The sequence below is a fragment of the Paenibacillus sp. FW101-FHT12H11 genome, from assembly GCF_058790355.1.
This window is the reverse complement of sequence record NZ_JBYTCO010000018.1, coordinates 54,936-74,912: the sequence shown is the minus strand read 5'-3', so window position 1 is coordinate 74,912 and position 19,977 is coordinate 54,936. Positions and strand designations below refer to the sequence as shown.

At 47.2% G+C, this 19,977-nt stretch carries 22 protein-coding genes, 1 pseudogene and 1 riboswitch; of the genes and pseudogenes, 19 read left to right on the top strand and 4 right to left on the bottom strand.

Annotated elements, in window-relative coordinates; translation table 11 throughout:
• Positions 1 to 430: 430 nt before the first annotated feature.
• Positions 431 to 958 carry a hypothetical protein gene (locus tag AC3WTJ_RS36180; RefSeq protein WP_492526455.1) on the bottom strand — a complete coding sequence of 176 codons (528 nt, stop codon included), beginning with the start codon at positions 956 to 958 and terminating at the stop codon, positions 431 to 433.
• Positions 959 to 1,091: 133 nt separating this feature from the next.
• Here AC3WTJ_RS36180 and AC3WTJ_RS36175 point away from each other — a divergent pair, with 133 nt between their 5' ends.
• The 10 genes from AC3WTJ_RS36175 to rsmI all read left to right on the top strand — a co-directional run bounded on the left by AC3WTJ_RS36175 (position 1,092) and on the right by rsmI (position 8,448).
• Positions 1,092 to 1,292: a sigma factor G inhibitor Gin gene (locus tag AC3WTJ_RS36175; protein WP_407870173.1), complete on the top strand. Its 201-nt coding sequence runs from the start codon at positions 1,092 to 1,094 to the stop codon at positions 1,290 to 1,292.
• 95 nt (positions 1,293 to 1,387) lie between these two features.
• Positions 1,388 to 2,899, top strand: a complete 1,512-nt coding sequence (locus AC3WTJ_RS36170; protein WP_492526452.1) for an aminotransferase class I/II-fold pyridoxal phosphate-dependent enzyme — start codon at positions 1,388 to 1,390, stop codon at positions 2,897 to 2,899.
• Between the two features lie 40 nt (positions 2,900 to 2,939).
• The gene (tmk, locus tag AC3WTJ_RS36165) at positions 2,940 to 3,596 is read left to right on the top strand and encodes a dTMP kinase (protein ID WP_492526450.1); all 657 of its coding nucleotides are present in this window, start codon (positions 2,940 to 2,942) and stop codon (positions 3,594 to 3,596) included.
• 63 nt (positions 3,597 to 3,659) lie between these two features.
• A complete protein-coding gene (darA, locus tag AC3WTJ_RS36160) occupies positions 3,660 to 3,989 on the top strand; it encodes a cyclic di-AMP receptor DarA (protein WP_079417169.1) in 330 nt (109 codons plus the stop codon).
• A 33-nt stretch (positions 3,990 to 4,022) separates the two neighbouring features.
• Entirely contained in the window at positions 4,023 to 4,469 is a 447-nt protein-coding gene (locus AC3WTJ_RS36155; RefSeq protein WP_492526448.1) for a YaaR family protein, read from the top strand.
• A 16-nt stretch (positions 4,470 to 4,485) separates the two neighbouring features.
• Positions 4,486 to 5,463 carry a DNA polymerase III subunit delta' gene (holB, locus tag AC3WTJ_RS36150; RefSeq protein WP_492526446.1) on the top strand — a complete coding sequence of 326 codons (978 nt, stop codon included), beginning with the start codon at positions 4,486 to 4,488 and terminating at the stop codon, positions 5,461 to 5,463.
• A gap of 1 nt (position 5,464) precedes the next feature.
• Positions 5,465 to 6,268 carry a PSP1 domain-containing protein gene (locus AC3WTJ_RS36145; RefSeq protein WP_127457118.1) on the top strand — a complete coding sequence of 268 codons (804 nt, stop codon included), beginning with the start codon at positions 5,465 to 5,467 and terminating at the stop codon, positions 6,266 to 6,268.
• Positions 6,269 to 6,327: 59 nt separating this feature from the next.
• Positions 6,328 to 6,669 (top strand): DNA replication initiation control protein YabA, encoded by a 342-nt coding sequence (gene yabA / locus AC3WTJ_RS36140; protein ID WP_127457119.1) that lies wholly within the window; start codon positions 6,328 to 6,330, stop codon positions 6,667 to 6,669.
• An 81-nt stretch (positions 6,670 to 6,750) separates the two neighbouring features.
• A complete protein-coding gene (locus tag AC3WTJ_RS36135) occupies positions 6,751 to 7,506 on the top strand; it encodes a tRNA1(Val) (adenine(37)-N6)-methyltransferase (protein ID WP_407870175.1) in 756 nt (251 codons plus the stop codon).
• A gap of 54 nt (positions 7,507 to 7,560) precedes the next feature.
• Positions 7,561 to 8,448: a 16S rRNA (cytidine(1402)-2'-O)-methyltransferase gene (rsmI, locus tag AC3WTJ_RS36130; protein ID WP_492526443.1), complete on the top strand. Its 888-nt coding sequence runs from the start codon at positions 7,561 to 7,563 to the stop codon at positions 8,446 to 8,448.
• Positions 8,449 to 8,611: 163 nt separating this feature from the next.
• Here the strand turns inward: rsmI and AC3WTJ_RS36125 are convergent, their stop codons facing one another.
• On the bottom strand, positions 8,612 to 8,866 hold the full coding sequence (locus tag AC3WTJ_RS36125) for an AbrB/MazE/SpoVT family DNA-binding domain-containing protein (RefSeq protein WP_127457122.1): 255 nt from the start codon (positions 8,864 to 8,866) through the stop codon (positions 8,612 to 8,614).
• Between the two features lie 371 nt (positions 8,867 to 9,237).
• Between AC3WTJ_RS36125 and AC3WTJ_RS36120 the strand changes: the two genes are divergently transcribed.
• Together AC3WTJ_RS36120 and AC3WTJ_RS36115 are read left to right on the top strand one after the other, a co-directional pair.
• Positions 9,238 to 10,515 (top strand): HD domain-containing protein, encoded by a 1,278-nt coding sequence (locus AC3WTJ_RS36120; RefSeq protein ID WP_127457123.1) that lies wholly within the window; start codon positions 9,238 to 9,240, stop codon positions 10,513 to 10,515.
• A gap of 27 nt (positions 10,516 to 10,542) precedes the next feature.
• Positions 10,543 to 11,310: a TatD family hydrolase gene (locus tag AC3WTJ_RS36115; protein WP_492526440.1), complete on the top strand. Its 768-nt coding sequence runs from the start codon at positions 10,543 to 10,545 to the stop codon at positions 11,308 to 11,310.
• Here the strand turns inward: AC3WTJ_RS36115 and AC3WTJ_RS36110 are convergent.
• Both AC3WTJ_RS36110 and AC3WTJ_RS36105 read right to left on the bottom strand, forming a co-directional pair.
• On the bottom strand, positions 11,296 to 12,528 hold the full coding sequence (locus AC3WTJ_RS36110; RefSeq protein ID WP_492526438.1) for an ABC transporter permease: 1,233 nt from the start codon (positions 12,526 to 12,528) through the stop codon (positions 11,296 to 11,298). The two genes, AC3WTJ_RS36115 and AC3WTJ_RS36110, sit on opposite strands and share 15 nt — an antisense overlap.
• Positions 12,525 to 13,268 (bottom strand): ABC transporter ATP-binding protein, encoded by a 744-nt coding sequence (locus AC3WTJ_RS36105; RefSeq protein ID WP_157324507.1) that lies wholly within the window; start codon positions 13,266 to 13,268, stop codon positions 12,525 to 12,527. The genes AC3WTJ_RS36110 and AC3WTJ_RS36105 overlap by 4 nt, the downstream gene beginning before the upstream one ends.
• A 282-nt stretch (positions 13,269 to 13,550) precedes the next feature.
• A riboswitch (cyclic di-AMP (ydaO/yuaA leader) is annotated at positions 13,551 to 13,744 on the top strand.
• A gap of 289 nt (positions 13,745 to 14,033) precedes the next feature.
• Between AC3WTJ_RS36105 and AC3WTJ_RS36100 the strand changes: the two genes are divergently transcribed.
• The 7 genes and pseudogenes from AC3WTJ_RS36100 to ispE all read left to right on the top strand — a co-directional run bounded on the left by AC3WTJ_RS36100 (position 14,034) and on the right by ispE (position 19,807).
• The gene (locus AC3WTJ_RS36100; RefSeq protein ID WP_492526435.1) at positions 14,034 to 15,173 is read left to right on the top strand and encodes a resuscitation-promoting factor; all 1,140 of its coding nucleotides are present in this window, start codon (positions 14,034 to 14,036) and stop codon (positions 15,171 to 15,173) included.
• A 116-nt stretch (positions 15,174 to 15,289) separates the two neighbouring features.
• On the top strand, positions 15,290 to 15,832 hold the full coding sequence (rnmV, locus tag AC3WTJ_RS36095; protein ID WP_157324505.1) for a ribonuclease M5: 543 nt from the start codon (positions 15,290 to 15,292) through the stop codon (positions 15,830 to 15,832).
• A 68-nt stretch (positions 15,833 to 15,900) separates the two neighbouring features.
• On the top strand, positions 15,901 to 16,809 hold the full coding sequence (rsmA, locus tag AC3WTJ_RS36090; protein WP_492526433.1) for a 16S rRNA (adenine(1518)-N(6)/adenine(1519)-N(6))-dimethyltransferase RsmA: 909 nt from the start codon (positions 15,901 to 15,903) through the stop codon (positions 16,807 to 16,809).
• A 55-nt stretch (positions 16,810 to 16,864) separates the two neighbouring features.
• The gene (gene yabG, locus AC3WTJ_RS36085) at positions 16,865 to 17,737 is read left to right on the top strand and encodes a sporulation peptidase YabG (protein ID WP_492526431.1); all 873 of its coding nucleotides are present in this window, start codon (positions 16,865 to 16,867) and stop codon (positions 17,735 to 17,737) included.
• A gap of 265 nt (positions 17,738 to 18,002) precedes the next feature.
• The gene (gene veg / locus AC3WTJ_RS36080) at positions 18,003 to 18,278 is read left to right on the top strand and encodes a biofilm formation stimulator Veg (RefSeq protein WP_028557365.1); all 276 of its coding nucleotides are present in this window, start codon (positions 18,003 to 18,005) and stop codon (positions 18,276 to 18,278) included.
• A gap of 154 nt (positions 18,279 to 18,432) precedes the next feature.
• Positions 18,433 to 18,603, top strand: a pseudogene (locus tag AC3WTJ_RS36075) (small, acid-soluble spore protein, alpha/beta type); the annotation flags it as partial.
• A 349-nt stretch (positions 18,604 to 18,952) separates the two neighbouring features.
• The gene (gene ispE / locus AC3WTJ_RS36070; RefSeq protein WP_127457131.1) at positions 18,953 to 19,807 is read left to right on the top strand and encodes a 4-(cytidine 5'-diphospho)-2-C-methyl-D-erythritol kinase; all 855 of its coding nucleotides are present in this window, start codon (positions 18,953 to 18,955) and stop codon (positions 19,805 to 19,807) included.
• Positions 19,808 to 19,977: the final 170 nt, after the last annotated feature.

The following is a 19,977-nucleotide window of genomic DNA, read 5'->3' as shown; positions in this document are numbered from 1 at the left end:
GTCGATGGTACTTGAACCGCAGGGTTCTGGGAGAGTAGAACGTTGCCAAGCACAGAAGAAAAAGCCTTTTTGAGAGAAATCTCAGAAAGGCTTTTTGCATTTCATAAGGCAACTTTAGTGGTGAGATTCCCGCAAAGTGTCACAAGGGAAGTATAGGTCACTAATTGATCCGATTTAGATCTTTTCAGAGCTAAGTGGAACTACAGGGTCTTATTTGACCCCAACAGGCGGGTTTTTAGCCAAAACAAACGAAATAACGGTACGTAGATCCCTTTAAGAGTGGAACGGCTCGATTTTATCAGAAATAGCGGAGCGTAGCTCGAAAAGTTGCTCACTTGCAGAAAGTACATCAAAATTTGTTAGATCGCTTCTAAGCAACAAAAAAACCTGCACTTTTTACATGTAATGTGACAAAGTGCAGGCTTCCCTTTTATTGTAAGTAACAAGAAGTTTCTTTCTCAGAAATCTTCATTAAACCAGTTTTGCGATAAGGTCGGAACCGAAACAACATCCATAGCCGCGGCATGAGCATCCAGATGTGAAAGATCATGAAATAAATCAACCAAGGGGCTGGAATCCAGGGATACAGAATCGTAATCAGGGAGAGACCAATCCAGAACAGGTGGAGCTGTATTTTGCCTACTAGCTTAACCGACGCATGGCCATCCGGCAGCGAACCGCACCAGAAAATTCCCCATCGATAGGACCACCCTCTCATGGCCATTCCAATAGTGAATTGGAAATAAGCCCGAACAAGCAGTGTATGGAAAACTAGTAATAACGGATAGCTGACTAACATTGGTAGCCAGTTTGCGGGTTCGAATTTGAAGAATAAGGCCAAGGCGAGAATGAGGAAGTAAAGAATCCTTTTATACAAAGAATGATAAATGCGCTTCACTAAAGTATAACTATAAATAGTAGATTGTTTGGAGAGATTGGGTTCCAGTTTTGTTGACATGATGACCTCCGTAAGCCGGTTGACCTGATATAGAGGTAATATCGGCATATTCCTTCCAAGATATGAGCGTTTAGCTAGTTTAGGAGAATCGAGATTCGGATATACTAGTAGTAAAAGTACATGGGGTGATCATATGGAGGAGAACCGAATTGGGATTTGTATGATCTGTGAGCAGCAGCGAAGTGGCGGCATTCATATTATTACAGCTTTCATTTGTGATGAGTGCAGCGGTGAAATTGTCAAAACGAATGTGAACGATCAAAAATACCCATTCTTCGTAAATCAGATGAAAAAAGCTTTATACTTGGGCAACTCAAAACAATATATGAACTAATTGAGAGAAGCTTCTTTCTGGAAGCTTTTTTGTTTTTTATGCTTCAATCCACTACTATAAGGGTAGTAAGTAGAAAGTTCAAGGAGTCTATTCGCATGAGCAGCAATAACAATTCAGAGAAACAGCTCAAAGCACCGTTGTATGAGGCAATGGTAGCTCATCAAGCTAAAAACCCGGTAAGTCTACATGTACCAGGTCACAAATCCGGTCAAGGGTTACTGGACGAAGGGGCACCCTTTTTTAAGCGAATAATGGCGATTGATTATACGGAAATATCAGGTCTGGATGATTTGCATCATGCAGAGGGTGTCATTATGGAGGCGGAACAGTTAGCCGCAGCCTGCTTTGGAGCGGAGGAATCCCACTTCCTCATTGGTGGCAGTACGGTGGGGAATATCGCCATGATTGCAGCCGTCTGTGAGCGAGGTGATATCATTCTTGTCCAAAGAAATGTACATAAATCAGTTATTCACGGATTAATGTTGGCAGGGGCGAGAGCTGTGTTCATTTCACCTTCCATCGATCCGCAAACGGGTGTTGCGACAAGCGTACATATTGAAGCTGTAAAACATGCGTTGCAACAATATCCGGAGGCAAAAGCTTTATTTTTGACCAATCCCAACTATTATGGCATGGGCATTTATTTAACACCTTTTGCTGAGTTGATGCATGCACAGGGGAAGATGCTTTTGGTGGATGAGGCGCATGGTGCTCACTACGGATTTCATCCGGAGGTGCCGGCCTCTGCGCTGTCGCAGGGAGCGGACGCAGTCGTGCAGTCTACGCATAAAATGCTTACCGCGATGACGATGGGAGCCATGCTTCATTTGAAGGGTTCGCGTATGAATAGGGAGGCGATTCGTCGGCTTTTGGGAATGCTGCAGAGCTCAAGCCCTTCGTATCCGATCATGGCATCGTTAGATTTGGCGAGAAAAAGAATGTATACGGAAGGGGAAGCCTGGCTGTCAGAAGGGATTATGCTTGTTAAAGAATTTAGATCCCTACTAGACGAAATCAACCGATTTGATTACTTTCCTAAGGAATTTCCGTTATCTAGAAGCGAAGGATATGAGACGGCGGATCCCTTTAAAGTGGCCATTTGTGATGCGACACAAAATTTAAATGCGGCAGAGCTCAAGGAGAAATTAGAGGAGCAGGGCATTTACGTAGAAATGACGGATGGCCGTCATGTGCTGCTTGTTTTCACACCGGCTACGAGCCGAGCGGATTTAGAAAGGGTTATTGGCGTGTTAACCAACATTTGTTTGGACGCTCCAGCACAAAAGAAGGAACTTCATGGGCCTATCTCGAATATACTTAAATTACCCTACTACACACAAATCTCTTCACCAATTGTTTTTGATCTGAGAGACATCTCAAGAGAAGGGCGGGAAGTGGGAGCTTATCGGCAGGTAAGCGTTGAGGATGCGGTTGGCAAGCGTTCTGCGGATATGGTGATCCCGTATCCACCAGGAATTCCTTATCTATACCCGGGTGAAGTTATTACGGATACCGTGGCTGAGGCTTTACTACAATTAGCGGCAAACGGAATTAAGTTTCAAGGTACGGAATTTGGTCAGACACACAAGTTAAAGATATACACATAAACTATTATATGGACTGGTAAAGCAGCACGCAGGAGGAAGAGTGAACGGAATTTTCATTACTTTTGAAGGACCGGACGGTTCCGGAAAAACGACACAGCTCAAGAAATTAGGTGAAGAGCTTAAGAAATTAGGACATGATGTTCTGGTGACGAGAGAACCAGGGGGAACAGCAATCAGCGATAAGATTCGCAGTATAATTCTTGATCCTGTGAATGCAGAAATGGTCGATCAAGCGGAAGTGCTGCTATACGCGGCATCCCGAGCGCAGCATGTGCATCAGTTGATTTTGCCGGCTCTGGAAGCTGGGCGCATCGTCTTGTGTGATCGTTTCATTGATGCAAGCGTTGCGTATCAGGGATACGGACTAGGCTTGGATGTTGAGCAAGTCAAAGCGATTTCACGCTATGCAAGCTCGGGATTACAAGCAACTCGAACATTCATTTTGGATGTTCCCGTAGAAGTCAGTATGGCGCGATTGCATCAAAGAGCCTCAGGCGCAACAACCGCAGCGGAGCAGCTGGATCGCATCGAACAGAAACATGTGGATTACCACAGCCGAGTAAGGGAAGGATTCCACCAGATCGCATCCGATCATCCTGAGCGTGTAAGAGTGATTGACGCTAACCGCACTGTAGAGGAGATTGCAGCAGATATTTGGAGTCAGTGTAACCGTTTGCTTGAGGAACATTTTGCTTAGGAACATTTTTCCGTGAGAAGCAGAAAATCCATTCTTAGTTTATAATAAGAGGAGGCAACCCCTATGAAACTAGTCGTAGCTGTTGTACAAGATAAAGACAGTAACCGTCTCTCCAATGCGTTAATTAAAGAAGGTTTTCGCGCTACGAAGCTGGCAAGTACAGGCGGTTTTCTACGCGCAGGAAATACAACTTTCATGATCGGTACGGAAGATGAGAGAGTGCAAGAGGTTATGCAGGTCATTCGCGCCAATTGCAAAATTCGGGAACAGCTTGTTACACCGGTTTCTCCAATGGGAGGAACGACAGATTCTTACATTCCATTCCCAGTGGAAGTCCAAGTGGGTGGAGCCGCGGTATTCGTATTGCCGGTTGAACGCTTCGAGCATTACTAAATTATAGATGACCTAAATAAGGATGGATGTGTCTTGAAAATTAATCCGGGGTGGCAGCCCATTGGTAAGAACGTCAAAGTGAATGAGAACGTACCGCCGCCACAGATGGCCCCCCGGAATTTCTCTGACATTATGCAGCAGCAGGATGAGAAATTTACGCAGGAGCAGTTGTCCAAAATGGTGCAGCAGATTACGCTGCAAGGCGACCGTCTGTCACGGGGGATGACCGTAAGAGAGCTTCTCCAGTATAAATTGCTGATTAAGCAATTTCTGGAGGAGACGGCTCGCCGAGGTGTCAATTTACGAGATACGAAGGGCTGGGATCGTCGCGGCCGTTCGAAGCGATATAAGCTTTTGGAAGAAATTGATCAAGAGCTCCTCTCGTTAGCGGACGAATTGCTGGAGAGCGAGCAGGGGCGTATTGAGATTTTGCAAAAAATCGGAGAAATCCGCGGCATGTTGATTAACTTGTTATTTTAGGATGGTGCCATAACGAATGTCCTTCCAGACCATACCGGGGCAAGCAGCGGCAAAGAAACTTCTGCAGAACGGGCTGCGACAAGACAAGCTGTCACACGCCTATATATTTAGCGGGCCTGTGGGGACAGGGCGTTCCGAAATGGCGATAGCTTTGGCGAAAGCGATTTATTGTCAGAACGGAACGGATGACGCTTGCGGTGAATGCTTGGAGTGCCGTAAAGTGGAGCACAGCAATCATCCCGATCTGCATATCGTTGCACCTGAGGGGGCCTCAATCAAGATTGAGCAAATTCGGGAGCTTCAGAAGGAGTTTGCTTACCGTGCGACAGCTTCCGGCACGAAAATATATATTCTGCACCATGCAGAGAAAATGACTGTACAAGCAGCAAATAGCCTTTTGAAATTTCTAGAAGAACCAACTTCCAGGGTCGTGGCTATTCTCATCACCGAGAATGGAAATGCCTTATTACCAACGATTCAGTCGAGAGCACAGTGGATTCAATTCACTCCGATGGCGCGTGAGCAGATGGTGCTGACGCTGCTCGAAGAAGGATTTCCAGCTGCTCTTGTGCAGCCTGCAGCACATTTAACGGCAGGATTACAAGCAGCGAGGGAGTTAATCGGAGCGAATTGGTTTGCAGAAATGAGAACCGTAATGTTACAATTAGCGAAGGAGACGCTCACACGTTTTCCTACTTCTATGATTACGGTTCAGCAACGAATTGTGAAATCAGAACTTGCAGAACACATGTCGAGTCTTTTCGACTTGTTGATTCTCTGGTTTAAAGATATGGTGCAACTGCGCCTTGAGCGCAGGGACAGGCTTGTATATAATGACCAGCTAGACTGGATGAGCTCTCTGGCGTTCAGCCGGGATGTCTCAGTCTGGGTGCGTATGATGGAGCAAGCCGTAGATTTACAAAAGCGACTGCGCTTCAACGCCAACTCTCAGCTGGTTATAGAGAAAATGCTCGTGGAGATGCAGGGGGTGTAAGATGTATTCGGTTGTAGGAGTCCGCTTCAAAAAAGCGGGTAAAATATATTATTTTGACCCAATCGATTTGCCGATTGAGCAAGAAAGTGCCGTAATTGTTGAAACCGCTCGCGGTGTGGAATACGGCAAAGTCGTAGTGGGCAAGAAGATTGTCAAGGAAAATGATGTCGTTCTTCCACTCAAAAAGGTCATTCGCATCGCGGATGATTCGGATGCTGACTTGGTTGAAGAGAATAAAAAAGCAGCCAAAGATGCCTTCCAAACGTGCCACGACAAGATCAGAGATCATAGTCTTAAGATGAAGCTTGTGGACGTAGAGTATACCTTTGACCGCAATAAAATTATTTTTTATTTTACAGCCGAGGGGCGCGTTGATTTCCGGGAACTCGTGAAAGATTTGGCGAGCATTTTCCGGACAAGAATCGAACTGCGTCAAATTGGTGTGCGGGACGAAGCGAAGATGTTAGGCGGTATTGGTCCGTGTGGGCGGATTTTATGTTGTTCATCATTTTTAGGTGATTTTGAGCCGGTATCGATCAAGATGGCCAAAGATCAGAATTTATCGCTGAATCCGACGAAGATTTCGGGTTTATGCGGTCGGTTAATGTGTTGCTTGAAGTACGAGCATGATAATTATGAAAGTGCGAAGGATTCTCTGCCAACTGTTGGAAGGCATGTGATCACTTCTTTTGGTAATGGTAAGGTACTAGGGTTAAATATCAGTGAGCGTACCGCAAAGGTTCAATTATTCGACCTTGGTAAAGCACTTGATTTACCTTTCGATGATGTAGTTGAACAAGAGTAGCGGCAAAGGATCCAAGGAGGCGCTGGCCAGTAAGCATGCATGGCACTAGAGGTGAAAGCGTGGATAAACAAGATATTTTTGGACAAATAGATGGGATCGAAGAACGAATGGGTGCCACTTATGCCGAGTTGGGTGCCTTAAAGAAACAAATCATTATACTCATCGAAGAAAATAAGAGACTAAGCATAGAAAATCAGCAACTGCGCAAGTTGATTCGACAAGAGGAAACGACGGTCGAACAACCTGTCGGAGAGGCGGAGGAAACGGTTTCGTTACCGGGAGCCGGATATGATAATTTGACCCGCTTGTACAATGAAGGATTTCACATATGCAATGTGTATTATGGACACCTTCGGACTGAGGGAGATTGTTTGTTTTGCTTATCCTTTTTAAATAAATAAGTGTGTTTGACCGTAGGGGTTTATGCCTTACGGTTTTTTTCCATAGACGAGCTAGGACTGGAAAGGAAATGAAGAACGCGTATGGTGCCTTTACGACCGACTGAAAGAATAGACGATTTATTAACGTATGATTTAAAAATAATTCAAAGCGAGGAAGTGTTCAGCTTTTCGATGGATGCTGTCCTGCTTGGCCGATTTTGCAGTTTGCCGCCGAAGGGACGGGTTATCGACTTATGTACAGGAAACGGTGTCGTGCCGCTGCTCTTGTCTACTCGAACTAAGGCAGACATTTGGGGCGTAGAAATCCAGGAGCGCCTTGCGGATATGGCGGTTCGAAATGCCTTGCTGAATGATTTAGGCGAAAGGCTGCATATGATACAAGGCGACTTAAAGACCATTCATGGCACTTTAGGCCACGGCCAATTCGATGCTGTAACGGTGAATCCGCCTTATCTGCCTGTGCCGAATGGGGAACAGAATGTGAATGAGCATTTTGCGGCAGCGCGTCATGAAATCCACTGTAACTTGGAGGATGTGATAGCTGCATGTGCGAAGTTGGTTAAAGCAGGCGGTAAAGTGGCTATGGTTCACCGGGCAACACGATTGGTGGATATTATCAGTTTAATGAGGAGCTACCGTCTGGAGCCGAAAAGAATTCGTTACGTGCATGCGCGCGCTGGAGAAGAAGCGATGATGGTGTTAATTGAGGGAATGAAGGATGGCAAACCGGAAATTCGCACACTGCCTCCGCTTATCGTGTATGACGAGAACCAGGAGTACTGTAAGGAATTGAAGGAAATATATTACGGGGGCAGAGCTTCCTTAGAGTTTTCATAAAAATAAATATTAGGGTATATGGAAGCATATGACTAAAGTGAAGAGGGACAAACCGTGGGCATAAATGTACAAAAAAGTTATCGCGAGGACGGAAATAGCTCGGGTACGCTCTACCTGGTTGCCACACCGATCGGCAACCTCGAAGACATGACCTTTCGGGCGGTTCGCATCCTCAAGGAAGTGAACTTGATTGCCGCCGAAGATACGCGGCAAACCCGCAAGCTGCTGACGCACTTCGAAATCGCTACGCGAATCGTCAGCTATCACGAACACAACAAGCAGGCAAGCGGCCCCGAACTCGTCCGCTTGCTGCTTGAAGGGCAGAGCATCGCGTTAGTCAGCGATGCGGGACTGCCGGCCATCTCCGATCCAGGTTATGACCTGGTGAGGATGGCCGTAGAGCAGGGCGCGCCGGTGGTGCCTGTCCCCGGCGCGAATGCAGCCCTGTCGGCGCTGATTGCATCAGGCCTGCCGACAGAGCGGTTTGCCTTCGTCGGATTTCTCCCCCGGGAGAAAAAGGATCAGACGAAGGTGCTCGAAGGGCTGCAGCACGTGCAGGACACGCTGCTGTTCTATGAATCGCCGCATCGCGTCGACAAAACACTTGCCCGCATGGCGGAAGTGTGGGGGCCGGAGCGCCGGGTTTGTCTCGCCCGCGAGCTGACGAAGCGGTACGAGGAGTTTCTGCGGGGCACGATTGCCGAGTGCCTCGAGCATCTTGCGCAGCACCCGCCGCAGGGCGAGTACTGCGTGATCGCCGAAGGCGCGTCGGCAGAGAGCGCGAAAGAAGCCGCCGATGGTTGGTGGGAGGCGATGACGCTAGGCGAGCATGTCGAGCACTACGAGGGGCAAGGCAGCGACCGGAAGGAAGCGATGAAGCAAGTTGCGAGCGATCGCGGCCTATCCAAGCGGGATGTTTATAACGCATTGCTTGAGCGCTAAGCGCTCAAGCGGTGTTGGCTGACTGGAGCGCTGCGGAAAAAGTCCAGACAAAAAAAGATCTCTAATCCGTGGCCGGAGCCAGCAAATTAGAGATTAGAGGAGATATGAAAAAGGTTAGAATTACCAATAGGATAAGTGCTACTTCTATTATATACTATTTTTCTTATTTTGTCACAGGTGTTGGCATTTCCGCTAAACAAATATGACAAACAATTTTTCCCTTAAAGTAAGAGACGCCTTCAGCGTTGCCACAGAAGATACAAGCAGGCTCATATTTCTTAAGCATGATACGCTCGCCATCTACGTAAATTTCAAGGGCGTCTTTCTCGCCAATTCCAAGTGTACGGCGAAGTTCAATTGGAATAACAACACGCCCCAATTCGTCAACTTTTCTTACAATGCCCGTAGATTTCATCATATATATAAACCCCTTTCGATTTTATAAAAATTTTATCAATATCGTCATGTTTCGACATATCTCTTAAACTCATGATACCAACCATTCCCAAAATAGTCAACCATATTTTCGCTAGTTTGGGCGCGTAGACGATAATTTTTTGAAATCTGATCACAACTGAAAAGAGAGGAAAAGCCAAGTGGAATAAGGATTTGTAAATAATATATTACTATTTGATGTGAGAAAAGGTGGATTTAGCCAATTCATTTAAGCGGATGAAAGCAATGAAAAATTGGGATTAGTAAATTCGACAAATTACGACATATATGTCGATATGATGGTAAGAAATGTCGAAAAGATGTAGAATTTTAATGAAGAGAGGTTGTGATTGAATGAAGGAAGAGAAGGTTTTTAAAGATCCCGTTCATAAATACATTTACGTGCAGGATAACACGATCTGGGATTTGATTAATACGCGAGAGTTCCAGAGGCTGCGCCGCATCCGGCAATTAGGAACTTCTTATTTAACTTTTCATGGCGCCGAGCATAGCCGTTTCTCGCATTCGCTCGGTGTGTACGAGATCACGCGCAAAATTATTTCTCAATTTGAGCGCAATCAATATGAAGATTGGCCGAAGGAAGAGCGTCTGATCTGTCTGTGTGCGGCACTATTGCACGATTTGGGGCATGGACCTTTCTCCCACTCTATTGAGAAGGCTTTTGGAACCCGACATGAGGATTGGTCTTGTAAAATCGTGCTGGGCGATACGGAGGTCAATAAAGTTCTGAGCCGGGTTTCACCTGATTTTCCCAAAAAAGTGGCGGGAGTCATTTGCAAATCCTACAATGAAGAAATTGTTGTAAGCCTCGTGTCGTCTCAATTGGACGCCGATCGGATGGACTACCTGTTAAGAGACGCCTATTTTACGGGTGTTAATTACGGGACGTTCGATTTGGAACGTATTCTCCGAGTTATCCGGCCCTATCGGGGGCATATTGTCGTTAAAGAAAGCGGTATGCATGCTGTAGAAGATTATCTCATGTCACGCTATCAGATGTATTGGCAGGTCTATTTCCATCCGGTAACGCGGAGCGCGGAAATTCTGCTGCACAAAATCTTTGCGCGCGCCAAACATTTATATGAAGATAACTATACGTTCGGTTTTATGACGGATCCCATCCTGCACCTGATTCAGAATAAGATCTCACTTGAAGATTATTTGCTTCTGGACGAATCTGTGATGCAGGCGATGCTAACGTTTTGGATGAGCGAGAAGGATCCCATCCTTGCCGATATGTGTAAGCGATTCTTAGACCGCAAATTGTATAAGTACAGTACTTTTGATGAGTCGAATCAGCGTATGATTCAGCTTATGGAGAAAGTCATGGCCGAAGTTGGGCTCGATCCAATTTATTACATGGAAATTGATTTCCCGTCGAATCAATCCTATGATGTGTACAGGCCGGGAGAGACAGAGGATAATTTGCCGATTCTGCTTTTGGATCATAAAGAGACGCTGACCGAAATCACTCACCGCTCGGAAATCGTGCAGTCGATTAGCGGCTTTCAAATGGGTAAACATCATGTCTATTACCCCGAGGAGTTGCTTGAACGTCTGAATGCTTCTGAATATCCGGAGCTTTGGGAGATGCTAGGCGAGCAGGAATAATACATAAGAGGAAGTAAGGAGAAGACTATGCTGACAGACTCACATACGCATTTGAATGCGGAACAATTTCAGGAAGATCAGGACGAGGTTATACAACGTGCTCGTGAAGCCGGTGTTACCAGAATGGTGAATGTTGGCTTTAACCGGGAAACAATTCCTAGTTCAATAGCTCTTGCTGAAAAATATGATTTTATCTATACAACAGTAGGTTGGCACCCTGTAGATGCAATTGACATGATGCCAGGAGATTTGGAATGGATCGAATCGCTGTGTCAGCACGAAAAAGTGGTGGCAATCGGAGAAATCGGGCTTGATTACTATTGGGATAAGTCGCCTAAAGATGTACAGCAACGAGTTTTTCGGGAGCAAATCAGGTTGGCGCGAAAGCTTCAAATGCCGATTGTGATTCATAACCGAGATGCGCATCAGGATATTTTGACTATTTTAAAAGAAGAAAAAGCAGCAGAAGTCGGGGGGATCATGCATTGCTTTTCGGGGAGCTGGGAGACGGCCAAGCAGTGTTTGGCTATGAATTTCCATATTTCCTTCGGAGGCCCTGTCACTTTCAAAAATGCAAAGCAGCCCAAGGAAGTGCTGGCGCAGGTTCCTTTGGACCGCTTACTCATCGAGACGGATGCTCCTTATTTGACCCCGCATCCTTTCCGCGGCAAGCGCAATGAATCGGCTTATGTTCGGTTGGTTGCCGAAACCGCCGCTGAAATCAAGGGGATAAGTCTGGAAGAACTTGCAGAAATAACGACAAACAACGCCATAGCCTTGTTAGGTCTCAAGTAAAGCGCTTTTTGCAAATTTTCGTCGTAGAAAAACTCCGCAGCTGAGTGAGATAAAGAGGAAGCCGATGAGCGGCACGACAATATAGATAAGTGAAGATCGAATCATAAACGGAATCGAAAGCATACATAATTCTAGGAGTAAGGCTGACCAAATGATGAAGGCTAGGGAGCCGGCCTTCAACTGACGGTTAAGCGGGTACATGTCGAGCCAAAAGGTATAGCGGTGTGAACGCTCAAGTGGCGTTAGTTGAACCATGGAAATAATCAAAGCGATAAAGAAGATGAGCAGTCTCGCTGTGCTGCTGCTTGAAACGGCGATGGCTAATGTGCCTAGTAAGGATATACGCAGGACAATCGCGAATAGCTCCGTACGTAGAAATGTTTTCATATATATGTAGAGATAGGCAGCATCTTGTTTAAAAGGAATAAATCTTGTGACCCCGCTGATCCAGCTTCGGCGGGCTATTCGCGTACCCAATTGCGGAACATCCACGAACCAGTTGAAAAAGGCATATAATCGTGCTTGCTGCTGCCGTTCCTTCGTAATGAGATAATCCCATCCGATGTAGTATTTGGATACGTAATGCGTAGCGGTTAACCAAACCAGTGTAAGGACAAGAGCAGCTCCGCTTGCCCAGAGGACGCTTGTCAGAAATTGCAGCGAAATCAGCACGGCTGTTGCCAGCCAGCGGAAGCTAACGGAAACCCTTCTTGCGCGCTCATGAGTGAATCGGCTTTCTTGCCAGCTGGCCAATAAATTGCCTACCTTCATTAATAGAAGCAAGGCAAGCATCCATAAGAAATGCTGTTCATCGCGGCCAAGGCAGTGATGATACAAGGGCCATAGGACGACCCATGCCAGAAATGTCCAGAAGGCTTGAAGCACTAAGCTGTACATGAATCCGCCGCGGAAGTAAGGACCCATCTGATGTTCAACGCGCAGTAGAAACATACGGTCTGCGCTTCTGGCTAGCGTGCGAATGGGGCTTGAGGCTAACAAAGGTACCAGCAGCAAAAGGACGATCCACAGATAAGGATAATCTGTCGGAAGGCGCTGTAGTATTTTTGCATAATAATAGGAAGAAAGGATGACAAGAAATAGCAGGAAGCCAAAAAAATTGCTGCGCGCTGCATACTGCAGGTAACCCATGGATTCCTTCATATAATGTTCAAATCTCTTCTGCCATAGGGCACGGGTATCCATGTCCATCGCCTTCATACCAATTCTCCTTTTACAAGCTTATAAAAGATGTCGTCCAATGACGCTTGCTGGAGTCCTGTCTGCTGACGTAATTCGACTAAATCGCCTTGGGCGACCATATGTCCTTTGTGCAGGACGACATAGTTATCGCAATATTTTTCAATCGTAGACAAAATATGCGAGGATATGAGAAATGACGCGCCGCGTCTCTTCATTTTGACCATCAACTCGAGTAATGAGCGGATGGCTAGCGGATCGAGCCCGAGAAAAGGCTCATCAATGATGTAGAGAGAAGGTTCGATCAGGAATGCATTCATGATCATGACCTTTTGCTTCATCCCTTTGGATAAATGGCTTGCGAACGAGTTGAGCTTGTCCTGCATGTGGAACTGCTCGAGCAGCGCTTGCGAGCGGGAGAGATAGTCATCCTTCGTTAAGCCGTAAGCCATGGCGGTTAACTCCAGATGCTCACGAATCGTAAGTTCTTCATAAAGCTCTGGACTTTCAGGCACATAAGCGTAAGTGGCACGGTAAGGCAGCGGATCTTCGGCCAGCGTCAAACCGTTAATTTTTATAGAACCCCTTTGTGGTTGAAGCAGTCCAAGGATGTTCTTGATGGTTGTACTTTTTCCTGCGCCGTTCAAACCAATTAATCCCATCATTTCACCTTGGCGGATGGAAAATGTGAGGTCGTGAAGAACGGGTTTATTTGGTAAATATCCCCCGAATAAAGCGTCAACTTGTAATATGGGACCCATCTCAGTGCCTCCCTAAATAGCTAATTATTGGAATTTATATACGTGTTTCATACCTGATAATTATAAACAAATTTAGTTTCGAAGCCTAGTTTAAGAGTGAAAACACGAAGAAACTTAGTATTCGTACGTTATAATGAGTTAAAAGTAGATAAAAGGTGGTTTTATTTTGAAAATAAGCTATTTTTAATTGATTTAGCCCTTTTTAGTAGGTGTTAATCCCTTTACAGGCAGAGATTAACAGCGTAATATACTTTTCATAATAACTTAATAACCAATTTGCCATTTTTCCATTCGCTGAGTTCCAATTATGGGAACGGGGGAACCACTGTTAACTTATAAAGCGCCAACGCTGACGAAGTGAACAGAGTGAGTAACAGGGGTGAATCTTGGACGTTGAACGGAAGTTTACGTCTGAGTAGGGCGACTCTCACGTCCGAATCCGTCAGCTAACCTCGTAAGCGTAAGAGAGGTAACGATTGTCGTGCGTGCTATTTGTGTATTTTTACTATGCAAACTAAGCCAGCGAGAAGAGTCCTCTTCTTGCTGGCTTTTTGTCCCCATAAGGACCTTTAACTGTTTCGGACGACTAATCGTAACCCGGAATTCATAGGATGATGAATAGCAAAGCGGGGTGGGACGACCAGAACGCAGCTGTTTCCAAACACTGCCGATGGACGACACGTTAAGTTAAATTAAAAACCTTAGTCGCGTCAAATTTAATCATGCTGTAACCTGGCGGCGAGGCTTTGAAGGAGGACCGAAGAAGTGGGCAGTATCTCTTTTAGCGAGACCCATGTAAAACGATCATCCAGCATGTCCTTCGCATTGCGATGGAAGCATGAAAACTTGCGTTTGATTTTAAGCCTGGCTATAATCTCAATCGCAATGACTTTCATGTTTTTGGTGTTGTTGTACGGTACGGCTACCAAGAGCGTATCCGTGGTTGTGAATGGACAAGAAACCGTTGTGCACACGAAGCAATGGGTCCTGCAACGCCTACTGGATGAACAAGCCATAACGATTGGTGAACACGATGAAATATCTGCAGACCCTGCGGCTACAATCAAGGGCGGGGACAAATTCGTCATCGAACACGCTTCTCCAATTCAATTGACTGCTGATGGAAAGACCACCACTGTTTACACAACTGCAAGAACGGTTGAAAGTGCATTGCAACGTTTACATATTGCACTTGGGGAGCACGATAAGCTGACTCCCGAACCGACAGCCTCTTTGGGATCAGGCGATGAAATCAAAATCGTCCGTGTGAAAAAAGAGACGGAAGAAGTAACAGAGCCGATTGCATTCGACACGGAAAAGAAAAATGATGCATCGTTGCTTAAGGGTAAAGAGCAGGTCGTTCAAGAAGGTAAAGAGGGCGTACTTCTGAAAAAGAAAGAGAAGACTTACGAAGATGGCGTATTAGTTGCAGAAGCTGTTGTAGGTCAAGAAGTACAGGAACAAAGCGTTAAAAAAGTTGTGTCCGTTGGCACAAAAAATCCTGTTGTTGTTCTATCGGCGTCATCCCCTAGCGTGGATGAGGTCTCTAAGAATGGTGTAACATTCGGGTATAAACAAATCCTCAAGAACGTGAAGCTCACGGCTTATTCAGCGGGAGCCGATTCGACAGGCAAAGCCGAAGGTTCTCCTGGGTATGGGAAGACCTATACAGGAACGACAGTTACTGAGGGCAGAACGATTGCGGTAGATCCGAAAGTTATCCCACTGGGATGGTGGGTTTACATTGAGGGTGTTGGCTTCCGTCGTGCTGAAGACATTGGTAGCGGTGTGAAAGGCCAAATGATCGATGTTTACTTTGAAGATCATGGCTACGCTAATAAATTCGGAACGAAACAAGGATATACGGTCTATGTCGTAGGACCGAAAAAGCCGTCTGAGAATTAACGTGTAAACGTCTGTTTCAGCGGGAACAATGTCAATATACGTTGCCAGGCAAGCCGCCTGGGCGAAAGAAGAGGGAATCCCTCTTCTTTTTCTGCGTACTGGGAAGGGAACCGATTATGATTAAAGAAGTCATCGTCGTTGAAGGGAAAGACGATACGGCCGCTATTCGCCGAGCCGTCGAGGCGGATACAATAGAGACAGGCGGCTCAGCCATCGGGCAAGCCGTATTGAAGCGAATAGCCCTCGCGCAGCAGCGCAGAGGCGTCATTATATTTACGGATCCGGATCACGCAGGTGAGCGGATACGGAAGATTGTGGCAGCCAAGGTGCCGGGCTGCAAGCATGCCTTCATCACGCAGGCGCAGGCCGAGTATAAGGGCGACATCGGCGTCGAGAACGCAGCGCCGGAGATTGTCCGTGAGGCGCTCCAGAACCTGCGGACAGAGTACGACGGGGCTGTCTCGCAGCTTACCATGGAGGATCTCATAGCCGCAGGCTTGATCGTTCATCCGGAAGCGGCATCCCGAAGGCTCGTCGTTGGCAATGCCCTTGGCATCGGCTACTGCAATGGCAAACAATTTTATAAGCGATGTGCGATGTTCCAGATCTCGCGTGAGGAATTTGAGGCAGCCTTGGAACATCTGGAACCAAAGATATAGTGAAAGTGAAGTAAGGGATGACAGTGGATTTCAGAATTCAGAACCTATAGATAAATGAGGGCTACATTATGACTATACCCGGCAGTGAAGTGATTGTAACAGTGGAAGATGTCGCAACACCCAGTAAGACGAAACAAATTATAAAAAAGCACAATCTTGTGCTCAAAAAGAGTCTGGGCCAGAACTTCCTGATCGACCAGAACATCTTGGGCAAGATCGTTTCGGCTGCCGAGCTTGGGCCTAACAAAGGCGCGCTGGAAGTCGGCCCTGGCATCGGGGCGCTTACCCAGCAGCTGGCCAAGCTCGCAGGGCGCGTCCTGGCCGTGGAGATCGATCAGCGTCTCCTGCCTATCCTAGGCGAGACGCTCGAGCCTTATCCCCATGCGAGTGTCGTGCATGGCGATATTTTGAAGACGGACCTGCCGGAATTGTTCCGGCAGCATTTCGACGGGCTGGATGGCGTCAGTGTCGTCGCCAATCTGCCCTACTACATCACGACGCCGATCATTATGAAGCTTCTCGAAGAGAAGCTTCCTTTGGAGAACATCGTCGTGATGATTCAAAAAGAGGTGGCCGACCGCATGGCGGCTCGTCCGGGCACCAAAGATTACGGCAGCCTCAGCATTGCCGTACAGTTCCACTGCGAGCCGGAGCTTGTCACGATCGTGCCGCGCACCGTCTTTGTGCCGCAGCCGAACGTTGACTCTGCCGTCATCCGGCTGCGTGTGCGCAAAACTCCGCCGGTCGAGGTGGCGGACGTGGACTTCTTCTTCGCTGTCGTCCAGGCGTCTTTCGTCCAACGGCGCAAAACCTTGTACAACAACCTCGCTGCGAGGTTCTTTACGAAAGAAAACAAATCGGAGCTGGAAACTCTGCTCCATAACATCAACATCGAGCCTTCGCGCCGCGGCGAAACACTCAGCATGGACGAATTCGCGCGCTTATCGACTGCACTTCGCGCGCACGGCTGTAAATAACCCGCACCAAATGCCCAGCCCCGCCATAGGATAACCCATGGAGGGGATTTGTGCGATGAGGCAAGGTGATTTTGTAACCCGTAAATCCTATGGCGGCGACGTCATGTTTAAGATTGAACGTATCGATCAACTGAAGGCAGTCCTACGCGGCGTCGATTACCGATTGCTTGCGGACGCGCCTTTAGTGGACTTAACGTTGAAGAACCCGACAGAGTCGATAGACCATCCCAGGTCGAGTTCGCCTGAATTTCGCGAGTCATTGCGAAGGCTGGCGGTTGCCCAAGTGCAGCTCCAGGAGAAAAACCAACTCTCGGTTGCCCATACGCAGAAAGTGAACGCGGGATATTTTGAAGTCCCGGGTAAAGTGCTGCACTTAGACGGTGATCCGACTTATCTACGCAAGAGCATGCAGCTCTATGGTGAACTTCGTGTGCCCGCTGAGGGCTTCTATATTCCCGAGCCCCAGATGGCCGACGCGCTTCACCGGCTGCTTCCGCAAATTAAGCCGGATATTGTCGTCATCACAGGGCATGACGGAATACTTAAGCATCGCAAAGCAGCTGGGCCAGGCGGCTTGTCCAGCTATAAGAACTCGCAGAACTTCGTGAACGCGGTTCAAATAGCGCGGCAGTATGAGCGCAATCGCGACGCGATGATTGTCGTGGCTGGAGCTTGCCAGTCACACTTTGAGGCTTTGCTTCGAGCTGGAGCCAATTTCGCCAGCTCGCCGGCTCGTATACTCATCCACGCGTTAGATCCGCTGTGTATCGCCGCAAAGCTATCCTATACATCCGTGAAGGACACGATTTCGATGTTGGATATTATGGATTTGACGGTGACGGGGCTTGATGGCCTAGGTGGTGTAGAGACACGAGGGAGCTACCGAATGGGTGTTCCCGGCATTCAACATACAGATGAGCATGCGTAAATCTTTGCTCAGCACATGATTTTCTTTTAAGGACACTTGCCTGATACTTCTCTCTTCGGAGAGGGTAGCAGGGGAGTGTTCTTTTTTTATTGGAAAAGTGTGAATAATTTGCGAACTTTGGAGACAACCTGTACAATGGGGAATTCAGAAATTAGGCGAAAATCCCGTTGACAACTGGATTATGGTGCTGATATAATATTTGACCCTGTTTGACATGCTTGTCAGGATGGGTTATAATTAACAAGGAAAGAGGTGGTAGTTGACAATGGCAAAAAATGCGCTGTTGGAAATCAAACGCAGTTTGGAGCCCCACGTCGGGCAGAAGATCATGTTGAGAGCGAATGGTGGCCGTCGAAAGACAGTCGAACGTTCCGGTGTTTTAGAAGAAACCTACCCTTCTGTGTTTATCGTGAAGCTTGACCAAGAATCACACGCCTTTAAACGAGTGTCATACAGCTACGCCGACATTCTTACCGAATCTGTTGAAGTTACGGTTTGTAATGATGATGGTCAGGTTCGTATCACCTATATCCAACATTAAGCTTAATAAGTTTCTATAATGAGCAGACCCTAGGGTCTGTTTTTGCATTTGAATGGTCTTGGTGCGTCTGGGCATACTAACCTTACTTTACGCTTACGCTGCCAGCTTTGATCGCTCAAAGCTCAGACTAAGCTCAGGAAAAGGAGGTTTTTTGATGAGTCGCAGAAGAGGTGTTATGTCCGAAAGTTTTAAAAATGAGTTGGCGAAAGATCTGGGGTTCTATGATGTCGTTCAGCGCGAGGGTTGGGAAGGAATTCGTACCAAGGATGCCGGGAATATGGTGAAGCGAGCTATTCAGATTGCAGAAGAACAGTTGGCGAAGCAGTATGTAGCCTCAGCGCCGCCGGTTACGCAAACTTCATACGGGCAGAATGGCTCTACGCAGCCAAGCTTCTCACAGGCGCCAATGTACAATCAGCGGGTTGTACAGTCTCAACAGCACTATGGACAGCAAACGCAGGCTTTTACACCTTCCTATAGCTCTCAAAACACGTACACCTCGTCTTCACCTAGCGGTCAGTCACAAGCGGGCTGGAATCCTATGGCATCGGCCACCCAACAAGCGGGGCAAGGCGAACGGCGACCCTACTACAGCTAAAGCGAATGCTTTAGCTTTTTTTTTGCGCTTTTGTTATAATATTTTAACGGCAAACGAGCAAAAGAAGGTGATCCTGATGAAGATTTTTGAAAAAGCACCGGCTAAAATTAATTTATCCTTAGATGTTTTACATAAAAGACCAGATGGTTATCATGAAGTAGAGATGGTCATGACGATGGTCGACCTGGCTGATCGGATTGAAATGCAGGAGCTTTCGCGGGATACGATCATTATTTCCAGTCAAGCGGGCTATATTCCGTTGGATGAGAAGAACTTGGCCTTTCAGGCTGCGCGGCTTATCAAAGATCGCTATGACGTCAAGCAAGGCGTTTACATTCATTTGGATAAAAAGATTCCCGTGGCTGCAGGACTTGCAGGGGGCAGCAGTGACGCGGCGGCAACGCTTAGGGGTTTGAATCGGCTTTGGAATTTAAACATCCCTATGGAGGAGCTGCAGGTGCTTGGCGCTGAGCTTGGATCGGATGTGCCCTTTTGTGTAACGGGAGGGACGGCTGTCGCCAGAGGGCGCGGAGAAAAGCTGGAGCCAATCGTCTCGCCGCCGCAATGTTGGGTTGTATTGGCCAAGCCTCCCATCAATGTGTCCACGTCGGAGATCTACGGCAAGCTGAACGCTCGTGAGATCAAGAATCACCCTTCAACGGAGAATGTCATGAAGGCGATTCGTGAGAAGCAGTTTGACCAGCTCTGCGGCAACCTCGGCAATGTGCTGGAGGAAGTAACGCTCGACCTGTACCCGGAAGTTAGACAATTGAAAGATTGCATGCAGCGTCTCGGCGCAGACGGCGTGTTAATGTCCGGAAGCGGGCCGACGGTGTTCGGCCTTGTCTCCAAGGAAGCGAAAGTTCCCCGTATTTATAATGGGCTCCGAGGATTCTGTAAGGATGTTTATGCGGTGCGGATGTTGACCTAGCATGTGGAGTTGTGTGCGAGGGGCCCGAAGGGGCTCTTTTTTAACGGAGTGGATAAAGGGGCAGCACTTAATCTACTAGAACGATAAAGCCGTCAGGCTCATGCCTTGGCGGTGCTTTTTTGTGGAAATATTCACCTTGCTGAGAGTAATTTTTACTGTGTTAGTATTAT